Raw genomic sequence first — 15,462 nt, 5'->3', positions numbered from 1 at the left:
CGCGGTTGATACTGAGACATGTCTGATTCCCAATCCAAACATCGCCTAGGTCGTTTCGTCGAGACGATCGCTGCCAGTGAAACAGTACGGGCGTTCGTGCCTCCGCCATTGCCACCCGAGCCCGCGATTGATGTGCTTTCATTGCTGAAGCGTCTCAGCCTGGCAGAGCGCGCGCTGGGACGCTTGGATGGTATCACAACCCTGCTGCCCCGACATGAGCTGTTTCTCTACATGTATGTGAGAAAGGAGGCTGTTCTTTCTTCGCAGATTGAAGGCACGCAGTCGACACTTTCCGATCTCTTGCGGTTCGAGACCGAAGCTCAGGCTGGACAGCTGGTTGACGATATTCGTGAAGTCTCCAACTATGTTGACGCCATGATGTATGGTTTGGAACGCTTGGAAACGTTGCCCATGTCGTTGCGTCTGATCCGAGAGATGCACGCCAGGCTCCTGCACAGTGGGCGAGGAGGTACCAAGGATCCAGGAGAGTTCCGCCGCTCGCAAAACTGGATTGGTGGCACGCGGCCCGGCAACGCACTCTTCGTGCCGCCACCCGTCACGGAAATGGCCGATTGCCTCGATGCATTCGAACGCTTCATGCATGATGAGCAATCCCGGCTGCCGGCACTGATCAAAGCTGGCCTGCTGCATGTGCAGTTCGAAACGATCCATCCGTTTCTTGATGGCAATGGCCGTATCGGTCGCCTGCTTGTAACCCTGTATCTGTGCATGAACGGCGTTTTGCGAAAGCCGCTGCTCTACCTCAGCCTTTATCTGAAGTCCCATCGGAGAGAATATTATCGGTTGCTGCAGGAGGTTCGCGAAAACGGAAACTGGGAAGGCTGGTTGGACTTTTTCCTCGCCGGCGTCGCCGATACTGCCGATCAGGCATTTGAGGCTGCCACTCAGATCGTCGATCTTTTCAAGGAAGATCGGGAGCGGATTACGATGGAGAGTGATAGAGCAGGGTCTGCCCTTCGCATTCACGAGCTTTTCCAACAGAATCCTTTTCACACGGCGAACCAGATCGTTCAGATCACAGGTCTGTCCGCACCAACAGTCAACGCTGCACTCGCAGATCTGGAGCGATTGGGCATCGTTGATGAGGTAACCGGCCGCAGGCGTGGCCGTGTGTTCAGTTATCGACGATACCTTGCAATCCTAAGCGAAGGCACTGATCCTCTGCCTCTCAGCTCATGACGAATAAGTGAGCCAAAGGTTCGATCTTCATCAAGACCGTAAGTGCCGGCGGATATTCGCAGAACCGCGCCGGCGCATAGCATGCCGCCAGCAAAACTAACGACCAGAAAACCTGCTAGCGAATAGAGGTCTTGTTTGCTTCCGCCACGATGTCTTCAATGCAGGCGCGGAATTTAACTTTACGGCTATCGCCTCTTGACAGCGCACCAAGACGTCATGCTAATACGCATTAACAGCTAATACGCATTAGCAGAGTTCCGGATGCTTGGGAGGGCGTTGCGTGACCGGCCACAAGCGACTGACCCAGAACGATATCGCGAAGCTTGCCGGCGTCAGCCAGGCGACTGTTTCGCTCGTTCTGAATGGCGCGCCGACAGCGCTGGCACGGATACCTGCCGAAACTCGCGAACGCGTTCAGGCCGTCATCCGCACGACCGGTTATGTCGCCGACCCGATCGCAAGGCGCATGGCCAAGGGGCTCAACCGTATCCTCGGTGTCTTCACCTACGAGCCGGCCTTTCCGAGTGCGCAGGCCGACTTTTTCACGCCCTTCCTGCTTGGGATCGAGGAGGAGGCGCAGCAGCAAAATTATGATCTCCTGCTGTTGACAAGCGCCGGCGTCGGCAACAATCGCAAGATATTTTCTGAGAACAACCGACTCAGGATCGCCGACGGCTGCCTCGTGCTCGGCCGGGAGTTCGACCGCAAGGAACTCGCGCGACTGGTGGCGGAGGATTACCCATTTGTGGCGATCGGCCGCCGTAACGACGCTGGCGGGCCTGTTCCCTATGTCGGCGGTGATTATGCGGCCGGCACCAGGCAACTCGTCGAAAAGGCTGTTTCGCTCGGGCATTCGAAACTCGCCTATTTCGGCCCAGAAGGTACGGCAGAATCCATCGCAGATCGCTGGGGAGGTTTCGCGTCGACTTTGGGCGAGGGGGCCGAGCTTGCGTTGCATGTCGATGCCGTGAACCGACCGGCCGGCGAGATCCTCGACGGGATCATTTCGAGCGGTGCGACGGCTGCCTTCTTCATCGAGCTGGCGGATGCGGTACGCGTCGAGGCGGCCGCGCGCGAGCGCGGGCTTGCCGTGCCGCAGGATTTCTCGATGGTCGTGCTTGGAAGCCATATCCGCGCCGGCCGCAGCCCGGTGCGTTTCACCTCCTACGAAATCCCGCGTGAGGAAATGGGACGGCAGGCGACGGCCATGCTGGTCAACCGTATCGAGACCGGCAGCGCCGGCAGCCAGATCCTCCTGACTTGTGGGCCCGTCGAGGGCGAAACACTGGGACCCTGTCCTTCGGGTCCAGCGAAGAAACGCCAATAGAAAACGGATGTAATGACGTGAAAGAGATGCGAGCAGATATTCTTGTCGTCGGCGGCGGACTTGGTGGCGTCGCGGCAGCACTTGGCGCGGCACGCGCAGGCAAGCGCGTCATCATGACGGAGGAATTCGACTGGATCGGCGGGCAGTTGACCAGTCAGGCGGTGCCGTCCGACGAACACACCTGGGTCGAGCAGTTTGGCATCACACGGTCCTATCGCAAACTGCGCAGTGGTGTCCGGCAATATTATCGCGACCACTATCCGCTGACCGAAGGCGCCCGCGCTTGGGGTGATCTCAATCCCGGTGGCGGCTGGGTGAGCCGCATCTGCGCCGAACCACGCGTCAGCCTGGCGGTGATGGAAAGCATGCTGATGCCTTATATCGGTGCCGGCCGGCTAACGGTGCTGAAACCCTATCGGCCGGTTGCCGCGGATGTCGAGGGCGATACGGTTCGCGCGATTACGGTTCGCCAGCGCGATACGGATGCCGAGATCGTCATTTTCGCCGACTACGTTCTCGACGCGACCGAACTCGGCGATCTTCTGCCGATGACGGGTACGGAATACGCGAAAGGCTTCGAGGCGCAGTCCGACACAGGCGAACCGAGTGCGCCGGCAGAAGCCCAGCCAGACAATGTTCAGGCGGTCTCGATCTGCTTTGCGATTGATCATGTCGATGGCGACCAGACGATAGACAAGCCGGAAAACTACGACTATTGGCGCAATTACCAGCCGCATTTCTGGGGCGGTCCGCTGCTCGGCTTGACGGCGCCGCATCCGCGCACGCTGGAACACACGACGCGGTCGTTCACGCCGAACCCGGACGACGATCCGCTTCTCGTCGATGCCGACCAGCGCAAGGGCGGCGGCGACGAAAACCTCTGGATCTTCCGCCGCATCGCCGCACGCCGGAACTTTGCGCCGGGTTTCTATCAGTCCGACATCTGCCTCGTGAACTGGCCGATGATCGACTACATGGACGGCACCATCATCGACGTCCCGGACGAAGAAAAGGCGCGGCATCTCAAATCGGCGGCCGACCTTTCATATTCCGTCTTCTACTGGCTGCAGACGGAAGCACCGCGTCTTGACGGGGGGCATGGTTACCGCGGCTTGCGTCTGCGTGGTGATATCACCGGAACCGAACATGGCCTTGCCATGGCGCCCTACATCCGCGAAGGCCGGCGCATCAAGCCGGTAACTCGGATCGTCGAACAGGACCTTTCCTTTACAGTGCGTGGGGAAAAAGGCGCGATGCGGTATCGCGACAGCATCGGCATCGGCATGTACCGCATCGACCTGCATCCCTCGACAGGCGGCGACAACTATGTCGACGTGCCATCCTGCCCGTTCGAGATCCCGCTTGGTGCGTTGCTTCCGCAACGGATGAAGAACCTTATTCCCGCCGGCAAGAATATAGGCACGACGCATATCACCAACGGTTGCTACCGCCTGCACCCGGTCGAATGGAATGTCGGCGAGGTGGCCGGCTTGCTGGCGGCCTGGTGCCTGGAAAAGGGACTGACGCCGCATCAGGTGCAGGAAGCCGACAGTCATCTGGCGGAATTCCAGGCGGCACTGACCCGTGAAGGCATCGAGTTCCGCTGGCCGGAGATCGCCGCCTACTGATTTTTGATCCAACCCATCTTTGGAGGAGGACTGGGAATGCTTTATCAAAGGACTTTGAAAACAACCGCCTGCGCGCTGGCGATCTTCGGATCGCTTGCGCTAGGAGGAACTGCCGAGGCGCAGGATGCGGTCAATCTTCGGATGACAATCTGGAGCGCCAATGAAGCACATCTGAAGCTGTTCAACGAGATCGCCGCGGGCTTCAAGAAGGATCATCCGAATGTCAGCGTCACTTACGAGTCGCTGCCGTTTGAGACTTACACGACGGCACTGACGACCCAGATCGCCGGTGGCAACGCCCCCGACATGGCATGGATCTTCGAGACTTCGGCCTATGACTTCGTCAAGTCGGGTGCACTATACCCGCTGACCGATACTTTAAAGGCGGCAGAAGGCTATAATCTCGAAGAAGTCGGCACCGGGGCCACCGAACGCTGGACTGCAGACGGCAAGCTCTACGCCTATCCGTTTTCGACTTCGCCGTTCGCCGTTTTCGTCAACAACGACCTGATCAAGGCTGCGGGCGCCAAAACACCGGCCGAGATGATCGCTGCAGGCGAATGGACCTGGGACAACGCGATCGGAACGGCCGCCGCCGTCGCCAAATCCGGCAAGGGTGGTCTGGTCGTACGCGACTTCAACTATCAGGCATGGCAATACCTTACCTCTGTGTGGAACGGATGGGGCGCATCGCCCTGGAGCGAAGATGGCAAGACCTGCACCATGGCCGAACAGCCGATGGCGGATGCGCTCGCCTTCATCCACGATGCGGTCTTTAAGAAAAAGGCGATGCCCGGACCTGGCGAGACTGTCGATTTCTTCGCCGGTAACGCGGCGATGACGATCACCCAGATCAGCCGCGCCTCGCTCCTGCCGAAAGACAAGCCCTTCGGCTGGGATCTGGTGCCGTTGCCCAAGGGGCCGGCGGGGGAATACGCGCTGATCGGCCAGGCCGGTGTCGGCGTCATGCAATCGGGCAGGAATGCCGAAACGGCAGCCGAGTTCGTCGCCTACATGACCAATCCGGAAAACTCGGCAAAGCTCAGCCAGTTCTTCCCCTCGGCGCGAAAGTCCCTGCTCAATGCCGAAGTGCTGAAGAAGACCAATCCGCTGCTTTCCGAAGAGCAGATCGACAAGGTCGTCATCTCCGGCATCGCCACCGGCAAGGTCATGCCCGGCCATACTGGCTTTGCGCAGATCCAGCAGATGGTGCGCTCGAACCTAGATGCCATCTGGCGGCCGGAAGCGGATGTACCGGGCACGCTCCAGAAAATCTGCGGCCAGATCGGGCCGCTTCTGAAGCGCTGAGGAGGGTGCCATGGCTGTCGTGCAGGTAAACGCTCGTCCGGAAGGCCGCTCCTTATCGCCGTTCTGGACCATCGCGCGGCGCGACAGCCTCGCCGGCTTCCTCTTCATCGCGCCGCAACTGATTGGCATCATCGCCTTCGTGCTGATTCCGCTCGGGCTGGTCTTCTGGTATTCGCTGCACGAGTGGAACGTGCTGGCCAACACCTTCACCTATACCGGCGTGAAGAACTACCGGATGCTGATCGAGGACGACAGCCTCACCGGAGTGCTCGGCGCGACGGCCATCTTCTCGGCAGGTCTGGTGGTGCTCAACCTGTCGCTCGCCTTGCTGCTGGCTGTCTTGTTGAACCAGAAGCTCGCCGGCATCGCGATCTTCCGCACGCTGTTCTTCTCGCCGGTCGTCGTGTCGCTGGTCGCATGGACCATCGTCTGGGGTTTTCTCCTACAGAAGAACGGCGGCATCAACGGCATGCTGTTGATGGTCGGCATCGAAGGACCGAACTGGCTGCGCGAAGAGACCACCGCGATGATCTCGGTGATCGTCGTGCAGGTGTTCAAGAATGTCGGGCTCAACATGATCCTGTTCCTTGCCGCCTTGCAGGGCGTGCCGAAGGAGCTCTATGAAGCTGCCCGTATCGATGGCGCTCCCGCCTTCAAGCAGTTCCGCCGCATCACCCTGCCGCTGATCAGCCCGACGATCCTGCTGACTTCGATCATCACCATCGTCGGCTCGCTGCAGGTCTTCGCCCAGATCGCGGTGCTGACGCAGGGCGGGCCGGGTCTTTCTACCACCGTGCTCGTCTACTATCTCTATCAGCAGGCATTCCAGTTTCACTTCTTCGGTTACGGCTCGACGCTGTCCATCCTGCTGTTTGCCATCGTCGCCATCCTGACATTCGCCCAGTGGCAGATGCGCAAGAGGATCGTCTTTTATGAGAGCTGATATTTCCCCGCGCGCGAAAGTGGCGCTCTACGGAGTGATGTGCGTATTGCTCATCCCCTTCGTCTTCCCGACATGGTGGATGGTGACATCGTCGATCAAGCCGATCAGCGAAATCTTCGCCTTCCCGCCGCAACTCGTGCCGCAAAGCTACGACTGGACGACATATTCGAAGGTCTTCGAATTGCAGCCGTTTGTCCGGCAGTACTGGAATTCCGCCTATATCGCGGCTCTCGTGACGGTGGGCACGATGATCGTCTCGTCCATGGCAGGCTATGCCTTTGCCAGGATCAGGTTTCCTTATGCCAACACGATCTTCATGATCGTGCTGCTCGGCCTGCTGATCCCGGCCGAAGTGACGATCGTGCCGCTATTCCAGATCTTTCTGAAGGCCGGCATGGTCAACACTCACTGGCCGCTGATCCTGGTGCCGATCTTCGGCGCGCCCAGCGTATTCGCCACCTTCGTCATGCGACAGTTCTTCGTGACGCTTCCGGCCGAACTGGAAGAGGCGGCTCGCGTCGATGGTCTCGGACGGTTCAAGATCTTTACCAGGATCGCCCTGCCGTTGGCAAAACCTGCACTGGCATCGGTGGCCATTTTCACCTTCCTGCATTCCTGGAATCTGTTCCTCGAGCCTATCGTATTTCTTTCCAGCGCCGAGATGTTCACGCTGCCGCAGGCGCTTACCCAATATACCGACGCCTATGGCGGGCCAATGTGGAACATCCAGCTCGCAGCCGCCACCCTGACGGCGCTGCCCGTCCTCATCGTCTTCATCATTGCCCAGAAGCAATTCGTCGAAGGCCTCGCCCATACCGGCCTTAAAGGCTGAGCAACCGGATCAAATCATGGCAGACGTCACCCTTTCCGACATCCGCAAGAGCTACGGCGCGGTAAAGACCATTCATGGTGTCGACCTCGACATACGCGACGGCGAGTTCGTCGTTCTCGTCGGGCCATCCGGCTGCGGCAAGTCCACCCTTCTCAGAATGATCGCGGGTCTTGAGACCATCAGCGACGGTACGCTGAAGATCGGGGACCGGGTGGTGAACGACCTCGATCCCAAGGACCGCGATATCGCCATGGTCTTCCAGTCCTATGCTCTTTATCCGCATATGACGGTAGCGACCAATATGGGCTTTTCACTAGAGCATCGCGGTGGCAGCCAAGCAGAAATCGCCGAGCGGGTGAATTGGGCGGCCGGCATATTGGGCCTTGCCAATCTTCTTGATCGTTATCCGCGCCAGCTCTCCGGCGGCCAGCGACAGCGCGTCGCCATGGGCCGCGCCATCGTGCGTAATCCGCAGGTTTTCCTGTTTGACGAGCCGCTGTCGAACCTCGACGCGAAGCTGCGTGTTGTGATGCGCGGCGAGATCAAGGCGCTACACCAGAAGCTGAAAACCACCACTATCTATGTTACCCACGATCAGGTGGAGGCAATGACCATGGCCGACAGGATCGTCGTGCTGAATGGCGGCAGGGTAGAGCAGGTCGGTGCGCCGCTTGATCTCTACGACCGCCCGGCGAACCAGTTCGTCGCAGGTTTCATCGGGTCGCCTTCAATGAATTTTCTAAAGGGCACGATAATCGAGCAGGGCTTCCAAACATCGGGCGTGGTTTTGCCCCTGCCTAAGGCGATAGAAACCGCTGTGGGGCAGGCTGCTATTTACGGAGTTCGTCCTGAACACTTTCGACTGGTTGACCGTTCTGGTGGCGGGAGCGTCCCTGCCAAAATCGTGCTCATCGAGCCTATGGGGTCGGAGACCCAGGTGACAATGAGGTTGGGAGATACGCAGGTAACTGGCGTCTTCCGTGAGCGGATCAACGGAATGCCTGGCGACGTGATGCACGTCTCGCCGGAGGTCGGTGCCATTCATCTTTTTACAGAAGACGGCGCCATTCGCCTCAACTGATGACGTGTGTCATCGAGTGATCGGTCTTGTGACCAAAGCCCACTTGCGGCTCGCGTGGGAACAGTCGGACCCTTGCCAGATGACCCAATCCCCAATTCTTAGCTATTAGAGGCACAGGTGGAAGGTTCGAATCCGTTCAAGAGCCAAACTCGACCTATTGGGGCGGCGTCGGTCAGCGAGATGAAGGTTTTCCAGATTTGCGTTTGGGATCAAAGTCAACAAGCAGCGACTTGAGTTCGACTTCTCGCACGCGCCTTGCGGCCTCGTCGGGAGTAACCCAGGCCAGGTGACGCTGACCACGCTCCTTATAGTCCGCCGCCACACTCTCTACCTGAACCTGAAACACATCAACGACGCAGGGCGAGACGTCACCGTTCTCGAGCCATTTAAGGTATGTGTATCGGCCGATCGGTGCCTTTTTTACGCGCCCGCGCACACCAGCTTCTTCCCAAGCCTCGATCTTAGCCGCTTCATGAGGCTTCTTCTTTTTCATGGGCCATCCCTTCGGGATGATCCAACGGCCGGTGCCTCTGGAGGTTATGAGTAATACCTCTAACTTGCCGTCCTCCGCCCCCATCCGATAGCACAGCGCGCCGTATTGGGTTCGAAACGCACCGTTGAACAGCTTATCGGGCAACGCTGCCAGTTCTTGTAGCAGTGAAGATCTTTTAGTCGCTGGCTGCTTCCGCTGCTTTTTCTCAGCTTTCATCCGAGAGGGATTACTGATTTTCATCGTTGCTTCAATGGCTAAGCTGCGTTTTATGACAGTTTATGACAATCAGGCGGATATCGGCGGTGCGCTGGGGGCTCGCCGGCAACATCGTCATCGCCTGGATCGTCACGATGCCGGCAGCGGCACTGATCTCCTACCTGACGTGCAGAGTTGTTGCCATCTTTTCCTGACCCGCTCCAGTGGTAGCAACGGTCCATGCGTAGCTCGCAAATCCGTGCAATCCTGGGTCCACGAATCATTGTAGATTGGAACGACTCACGACGGGTTCGCCGAGGTAGTGCGCAGCCGGGCGGCGCGCGAAGTGTTGATGTTGGCGGTGGGGCCGTCGTAAACAAAGATCGCCGAGGTAACATGGTCGGCGGTTCAAGCGGCTCAAGACCAAATTGCTAGTGCACTTTCACGAAGCGGTCACGACTATCAAAATATCAACTGCGTGCGCTGATCCTGCTTTGCAGTAGTTCGCCTTGCTGCTCCAGTACCGGATAGGCCGTTGCGGCGACGAGATGGGAATTTATCTGCTTGAGATCGCGCAGCAGATCGAGATGCAGTGAGCTGCTTTCAGCAGAAGCCAAATCCCCTTTCCGCAGGCGCTCGAAATGCGCTCTCGTTCCGTCCCGCTCTGATTTGCGAAAGATCACTTTTTCTTCCGCCAGCATGCGGGCCATCCGATCATCCTGCGACATGAACAAGGCGGCCGCTGTGCGCAGGTTCGTTGCCAACCGATCGAACAGGTCGTCAAGTTCACGCTTTGCCGGTTTTGAGAACTTTATGCCGCGCCGCAGGCGTTTTGCCAGATGTGGCAACACATTTTGATCCAGCACGTCACCGGCATGTTCAAGCCCGGTGGAAAAGATCAGGATTTCCTCCAACCGCTGCTTATCGGCATCGCTGAGTTCTTCAGGATCGATCGAGGTCAGGTAATATTTGACGGCGGTGTTCAGTCGGTCGAGGACGGTATCTTGTTTGCGAAGGGCTGACAGCGCCTTGCGATCGGTACTAGCCAGCGCCGTCTTGGTGCCGGCCAGCATTTCTTCCAGAATGTCGACGAGGCGCAGGACCTCGCGCGCCGCCGCCTGCAGCGCGACGATCGGTGTCTCCTTGGCGGATGGGTCGAGATAGCGCGGATTGCCGGGATCACTTTCGTCGATGCGATGCGGCATGAATTTGACCAGCGCATTGGCGACCGGCGTCAGCATTGGCATGAACAGAACAGCGACGGTGAGATTGAAGGCGGTATGGAAATTGGCGACAATGCGTGCACCGTTGTCATCGAGCGCCATCATCGCAGCGGTGATCTGGTCGAGAAACAGCAAGGCGAGCACTATGCCGACGACACGGGTGAGAAGATTGCCAATTGGCACGCGGCGTGCCGAAAGATTGGCGCCGGAGTGTCCTTCCACCACCGGATTAATGGCGGTGCCGAGATTGGCGCCGAGCGTCAGCGCAATGGCCTGATAGGGATCGAGAAGGCCCAGGCTGGCCAGCGACATGATTAGCAACACGACCGCAACGCTTGAATGCGCTGCCCATGTCAGGATTGCCGCCAAAAGCAGGCTGAGTGCCGGCGCCTTGGAGATCGCGTTGAGGACATAGGCGAAACCGGCTGTGCCGGCATATTGCTCAAGCACATCCAGCAACTGGTGCAGGGCCAGAAGCATGAAGCCGATGCCGATGAACACCCGGCCAAGATCGTGAACTTGCGGGTTCTGCACGCGCCTGAACATCAGCACGCCGATGAGGATCAGTGCTGGCGATGCGGCTGCGACATTGAAGGACAGAACCTGCACGATCAGCGTGCTGCCGACATTGGCGCCCAGCATCACGGCAAGTGCCGGAACGAGATCGACAAGTCCGCCGGCTGCGAAGCCCGTCGCCATCAAGCCGGTTGCCGTGCTGCTTTGCAAAACCGCCGTCACACCCATGCCGGCGACGAAAGCCTTGAACCGGTTGCTCAGCGCATGGCCGAGAAAGGACCGCAAACTCGGGCCGAAAGCGCGCTGGATGCCGGTCTGCACCATGCGCGTCCCCCAAAGAAGGAGGGCGATATGACCAGCCAGCGCGATCAGGGCTATGATGACGGACATGGATATTCCAGTCGAATGCTATCGAATTTTTGTTAGCCGTCTAATGATATCCATGCCGGCGCGGTAATCGAGCACCGACATGAAATGATGCAGTCACCGGTTTTGCGGCTGCACGCGCCGACCTTCGGCATCGAACAGGTGAAATCGATCCGGTGCGGCGGTCAGCGACAGTGTTTCGCCGATAGCGATGATTGAGCGGCCCGGTACGCGGAACACGATCGCGCTGCCATCCTTCGTCAGGCCATGGACATAACTTTCGGCACCGACCAGTTCGACTGCCATGACCTGCACTTCCGCGCGAAAACCGTTCTCCGCAGCGGCATCAGCGATCACAAGGTCCTCCGGACGGATGCCGATCGTGGCGATGTCGGCGGGCCAGGTCACGCCCGTCGCCTGTTTGCCGGCCAGCGGTATAAGGTTCATCGATGGTGAACCGATGAAGGTGGCAACGAATGTGGTGGCCGGTTTTTCATAAAGCTCGATCGGTGTGCCGACCTGTTCGATGCGCCCGGCGTTGAGCACGACAAGCCGGTCGGCGAGCGTCATTGCCTCCATCTGGTCGTGAGTGACATAGATGGATGTGGTGGCGAGCGACCGTTGCAGTCGTCGGATTTCCACCCGCATCTGCACGCGCAGTTTGGCGTCGAGATTGGAGAGCGGTTCGTCGAACAGGAAGGCGGCCGGTTTGCGCACGATGGCGCGGCCCATGGCGACACGCTGGCGCTGGCCGCCGGAAAGCTGTCGCGGTTTGCGTTCGAGAAACGGTTCGATTTCGAGCGCGCGCGCCGCTTCCGTGATGCGTCGGTCGATCTCGTCTTTTGGCGTGTTGCGGTTTTTCAGGCCATAGGCGAGGTTCTGGCGCACTGTCATATGCGGGTAAAGCGCATAATTCTGGAACACCATGGCGATGTCGCGTTCAGACGGTTCCAGATTGTTGACCCGCCTGCCGGCAATCGTCACGTCACCGCCGGTGATGCTTTCGAGCCCCGCCACCATGCGCAGAAGCGTGGATTTGCCGCAGCCGGACGGGCCGACCAGCACGATCATCTCGCCATCCTGGATGTCGAGCGATACGCCCTTGATCGCCTCGATACTGGTGCCATAGGTCTTGCGAACGTCTTTGAGTTCAATCGTAGCCATTACTTTTCGGTCTCCACCAAACCTTTGACGAACCAGCGCTGCATCAGCACCACGACGATGACGGGAGGAATGATTGCCAGGATCGCCGTCACCATCACGTAGTTCCACGGCGTAGAGGCATCTGCGAAATCCACCATGCGGCGCAGGCCGATGATGATCGTGTTCATCTCTGCCCTGTCGGTGACAAGAAGCGGCCAGAGATATTGCGTCCAGCCGTAGATGAAGAGGATCACGAACAGCGCCGCGATATTGGTCATCGACAGCGGCAGGAGGATGTCCTTCATGAAGCGGAACGGACCGGCATTGTCGATGCGCGCCGCCTCCAGCATCTCGCCGGGAATGGTGAGGAAAAACTGCCGGAACAGGAAGGTGGCCGTGGCCGATGCCATCAGCGGCAGGGTCAGGCCGGCATAGGTGTTCAGGAGGCCGAGATCGACGATCACCTTGTAGGTCGGCAGGATGCGCACTTCCACCGGCAGCATGAGGGTGATGAAGATCATCCAGAAGAAGCCCATGCGGAACGGAAAGCGAAAGAACACGATCGCGAAGGCCGATAGGAACGAGATGATGATCTTGCCGATGGCAATTGCGACGGCGACGACAAAACTGTTGAACAGCAGCCGTTCGAGGCTGACGCCGACAACGCGCTCGACACCGCCGGAAATGGATTCCGAATAGTTCTCCATCATGTGACCGCCCGGCAGCAGCGACAGCGGCGGGCGGATGATGGCGCCGGAAGGCGCCGTCGATGCGATGAAGGTGTAATAGATCGGGAAGGCGACGATAATGATGCCGAGGATCAGCATCAGATGCGCCATCAGGCTGGCAACGGGGCGATTTTCGATCATGGTTCACCTCACCCATAATGCACGCGCCGCTCGACGAAGCGGAACTGGAAGGCGGTCAACGCTATGACGATGACCATGAGAATGACCGACTGGGCGGCCGACGAGCCGAGATTGAGGTTCACGAAACCATCGTTATAGACCTTGTAGACCAGCGTTTCGGTGGCCTTGGCAGGCCCGCCGCCGGTGACGGAGTGGATGATGCCGAACGTGTCGAAAAAGGCGTAGACAGTGTTGACCACCAGCAGGAAAAAGGTGGTGGGCGCCAGAAGCGGGAAGACGATCGTCCAGAACCGGCGAGACCCGCGCGCGCCATCGATGGAGGCCGCCTCCAGCAGCGATTTCGGGATCGCTTGCAGTCCGGCGACGAAGAACAGAAAATTGTAGCTGATCTGTTTCCATGCGGCGGCCACCACCACCAGCGCCATCGCCTGATCGCCGTTCAGGAGCGGATCCCAGGCGATGCCGTTGCGGCGCAGAATATAGGCGAACGTGCCCATGGCCGGGTTGAACATGAACAACCACAACATGCCGGCCACGGCGGGTGCTACGGCATAGGGGATGATCATCATCGTGCGGTAAAAGCCCTTGCCTCGTACGACCAGATCGGCGGCCGTCGCCAGAAGCAGGGCGATACCCATGGAAAGTAGGGCGGTCGCCACGCTGAAAACGACGGTGACACGCAGCGCATGCAGATAGTTGGCGTCCGACAGTATCGCAGAAAAGTTGGCAAAGCCGACAAAGGCGCTCTGCAGCCCGAACGGATCTTCCCGCATGGCCGACTGGTAGAGCGCCTGGCTGGCCGGCCAGAAAAAGAACACGACGGTCAGCACGATCTGCGGCGCGACCAGAAAATAGGGAAGGATCTTGTTCGGAAAGACGGTGCTTTGCACGGGCAGGCTCCTCGATCTCGGAGATGGCCGCCCGCACGGTTGCCCATGCGGACGGCGCGGGTGGTTACTTGCCGATTGCCTGCTGGATTGCCGCGTTGCCACGCTCGACAGCCTTGTCGAGCGCCGCCTTGGCGTCCTGCTTGCCGGCCAGCATGGACTCGAATTCCTCGTTCATGATGTCGCGCACCTGCGGCAGGTTGACGAGACGAACGCCCTTGGAGTTTTCGGTCGGCGGCTTGCCCATCATCTGCAGAAGCGGCGTCTCGCGGCCCGGATTCTTGTCGTAGAAGCCGGACTTCTTGGTCTCCTCATAGGCTTCCATCGTCACCGGCATGTAGCCGGAAACCTGATGCAGGCGGGCCTGGATCTTTGTCTGCGACAGGAAGTTGAAGAATGTGGCGACCCCCTTATATTCCGCGTCGCTTTTGCCGGCGAACACCCAGAGGCTGGCGCCGCCCGGGATGGTGTTCTGGGGTCGACCTTCGCCCTCGACATAAGGAAGCTGGCCGATACCGTATTTCATGCCGGACTTGATGATGTCACCAAGACCGCCAGACGATTCCGTCAGGATGCCGCATTCGCCTGACGTGAACAGCTGCTTGGCTTCAGAGGTGCGCCCGCCGTAACGGAAAGTGCCATCCTTGGCGAGATCGGCGATTGCCTGGAAATGATTGACGAACGGCTCGGCATTGAACGCCAGCTTCACGTCGGTGCCGCCGAGGCCGTTTTCATTGCTGCCATACGAAAAGTTGTTCCAGGCGGCAAAGTTTTCGGTCTGGATCCAGGTCAGCCATGTCGAGGTAAAACCGCAATTGGCGGCACCGCTGGATTTGATCTTCTTAGCCGCCTCGAAAACTTCGCCCCATGTTTTCGGTGGCGTATCGGCGTTCAGCCCAGCCTTCTCGAAAACATCCTTGTTGTAATAGAGAATGGGCGAGGACGAGTTGTAGGGGAAGGACAGCATCGTGCCGTCGGGCTTGGAATAATAGGCGACGATGCCGGGCAGGTATTGCGCCTTGTCGAACTTGAAACCGCCCTTTTCGAGAACGTCGGCTACCGGAACGATGGCGCCCTGAGCGCCCATCATCACGCCGCTGCCGGCATCGAACACCTGCATGATGGCCGGTGGCTGCTTGGCGCGGAATGCGGCGATGCCGGCATTCAGCGTTTCCGGATAGGTGCCCTTGAAGACCGGCACGACCTTGTAGTCCGCCTGGCTTTCGTTGAACTCCTTGGCAAGATTGTCGACGACCTCGTTATTGGCGCCGGTCATGGCGTGCCACCACGATATTTCCGTGGCGGCAAGCGCACTGGATGCCATCAGCAGCGAGGCTGCGGTTGAAAGAACTGATGTCAGAACGGTCTTCATGGTCGATTTCCTCCCTTTCTATGAACAAGCCTGCCGCCGATCCGGCGGTATCGTTTCGGGACCCTCCTCGGTCCCGTCA

13 protein-coding genes and 1 pseudogene are annotated in these 15,462 nt (G+C 59.0%); 8 read left to right on the top strand and 6 right to left on the bottom strand.

The genetic code is table 11. From position 1 onward, the window contains the following. The first annotated feature begins 18 nt into the window (after positions 1-18). From ACQKKX_RS15530 to ACQKKX_RS15500, 7 genes are all read left to right on the top strand, one after another. Positions 19-1,200 carry a Fic family protein gene (locus ACQKKX_RS15530; RefSeq protein ID WP_427571826.1) on the top strand — a complete coding sequence of 394 codons (1,182 nt, stop codon included), beginning with the start codon at positions 19-21 and terminating at the stop codon, positions 1,198-1,200. A 280-nt stretch (positions 1,201-1,480) separates the two neighbouring features. Next, a complete protein-coding gene (locus tag ACQKKX_RS15525; RefSeq protein ID WP_427571824.1) occupies positions 1,481-2,527 on the top strand; it encodes a LacI family DNA-binding transcriptional regulator in 1,047 nt (348 codons plus the stop codon). A 26-nt stretch (positions 2,528-2,553) separates the two neighbouring features. After that, positions 2,554-4,155: an FAD-dependent oxidoreductase gene (locus ACQKKX_RS15520; RefSeq protein ID WP_427571854.1), complete on the top strand. Its 1,602-nt coding sequence runs from the start codon at positions 2,554-2,556 to the stop codon at positions 4,153-4,155. A gap of 36 nt (positions 4,156-4,191) precedes the next feature. Beyond that, a complete protein-coding gene (locus tag ACQKKX_RS15515; RefSeq protein WP_427571822.1) occupies positions 4,192-5,463 on the top strand; it encodes an ABC transporter substrate-binding protein in 1,272 nt (423 codons plus the stop codon). Positions 5,464-5,473: 10 nt separating this feature from the next. After that, entirely contained in the window at positions 5,474-6,406 is a 933-nt protein-coding gene (locus ACQKKX_RS15510) for a carbohydrate ABC transporter permease (RefSeq protein WP_427571821.1), read from the top strand. Then, positions 6,396-7,238, top strand: a complete 843-nt coding sequence (locus tag ACQKKX_RS15505) for a carbohydrate ABC transporter permease (RefSeq protein WP_427571820.1) — start codon at positions 6,396-6,398, stop codon at positions 7,236-7,238. The genes ACQKKX_RS15510 and ACQKKX_RS15505 overlap by 11 nt, the downstream gene beginning before the upstream one ends. A gap of 16 nt (positions 7,239-7,254) precedes the next feature. Further along, positions 7,255-8,319 carry an ABC transporter ATP-binding protein gene (locus ACQKKX_RS15500; protein ID WP_427571818.1) on the top strand — a complete coding sequence of 355 codons (1,065 nt, stop codon included), beginning with the start codon at positions 7,255-7,257 and terminating at the stop codon, positions 8,317-8,319. 172 nt (positions 8,320-8,491) lie between these two features. Here the strand turns inward: ACQKKX_RS15500 and ACQKKX_RS15495 are convergent, their stop codons facing one another. Continuing rightward, the gene (locus tag ACQKKX_RS15495) at positions 8,492-9,028 is read right to left on the bottom strand and encodes an NUDIX hydrolase (protein ID WP_427571852.1); all 537 of its coding nucleotides are present in this window, start codon (positions 9,026-9,028) and stop codon (positions 8,492-8,494) included. Positions 9,029-9,099: 71 nt separating this feature from the next. Here ACQKKX_RS15495 and ACQKKX_RS15490 point away from each other — a divergent pair. Further along, positions 9,100-9,222: pseudogene (locus ACQKKX_RS15490) on the top strand (inorganic phosphate transporter); the annotation flags it as partial. Positions 9,223-9,477: 255 nt separating this feature from the next. Here ACQKKX_RS15490 and ACQKKX_RS15485 read toward each other — a convergent pair. The 5 genes from ACQKKX_RS15485 to ugpB form a co-directional block, all read right to left on the bottom strand. Next, positions 9,478-11,136, bottom strand: coding sequence for a Na/Pi cotransporter family protein (locus ACQKKX_RS15485; protein WP_427571816.1), 1,659 nt, complete (start codon positions 11,134-11,136; stop codon positions 9,478-9,480). A 93-nt stretch (positions 11,137-11,229) separates the two neighbouring features. Then, positions 11,230-12,276: a sn-glycerol-3-phosphate import ATP-binding protein UgpC gene (locus tag ACQKKX_RS15480; protein ID WP_427571815.1), complete on the bottom strand. Its 1,047-nt coding sequence runs from the start codon at positions 12,274-12,276 to the stop codon at positions 11,230-11,232. Further along, a complete protein-coding gene (gene ugpE / locus ACQKKX_RS15475; RefSeq protein WP_427571813.1) occupies positions 12,276-13,124 on the bottom strand; it encodes a sn-glycerol-3-phosphate ABC transporter permease UgpE in 849 nt (282 codons plus the stop codon). The genes ACQKKX_RS15480 and ugpE overlap by 1 nt, the downstream gene beginning before the upstream one ends. Positions 13,125-13,132: 8 nt before the next feature. Further along, positions 13,133-14,014, bottom strand: coding sequence for a sn-glycerol-3-phosphate ABC transporter permease UgpA (gene ugpA / locus ACQKKX_RS15470; protein ID WP_427571812.1), 882 nt, complete (start codon positions 14,012-14,014; stop codon positions 13,133-13,135). A gap of 64 nt (positions 14,015-14,078) precedes the next feature. Further along, the gene (gene ugpB / locus ACQKKX_RS15465) at positions 14,079-15,383 is read right to left on the bottom strand and encodes a sn-glycerol-3-phosphate ABC transporter substrate-binding protein UgpB (protein WP_427571810.1); all 1,305 of its coding nucleotides are present in this window, start codon (positions 15,381-15,383) and stop codon (positions 14,079-14,081) included. Between the last annotated feature and the right edge of the window lie 79 nt (positions 15,384-15,462).

Source organism: Neorhizobium sp. NPDC001467 (genome assembly GCF_050275975.1).
GTDB lineage: Bacteria > Pseudomonadota > Alphaproteobacteria > Rhizobiales > Rhizobiaceae > Neorhizobium.
Note: the sequence above shows the minus strand (reverse complement) of the source record. Positions and strands in the feature narration are given on the sequence as shown.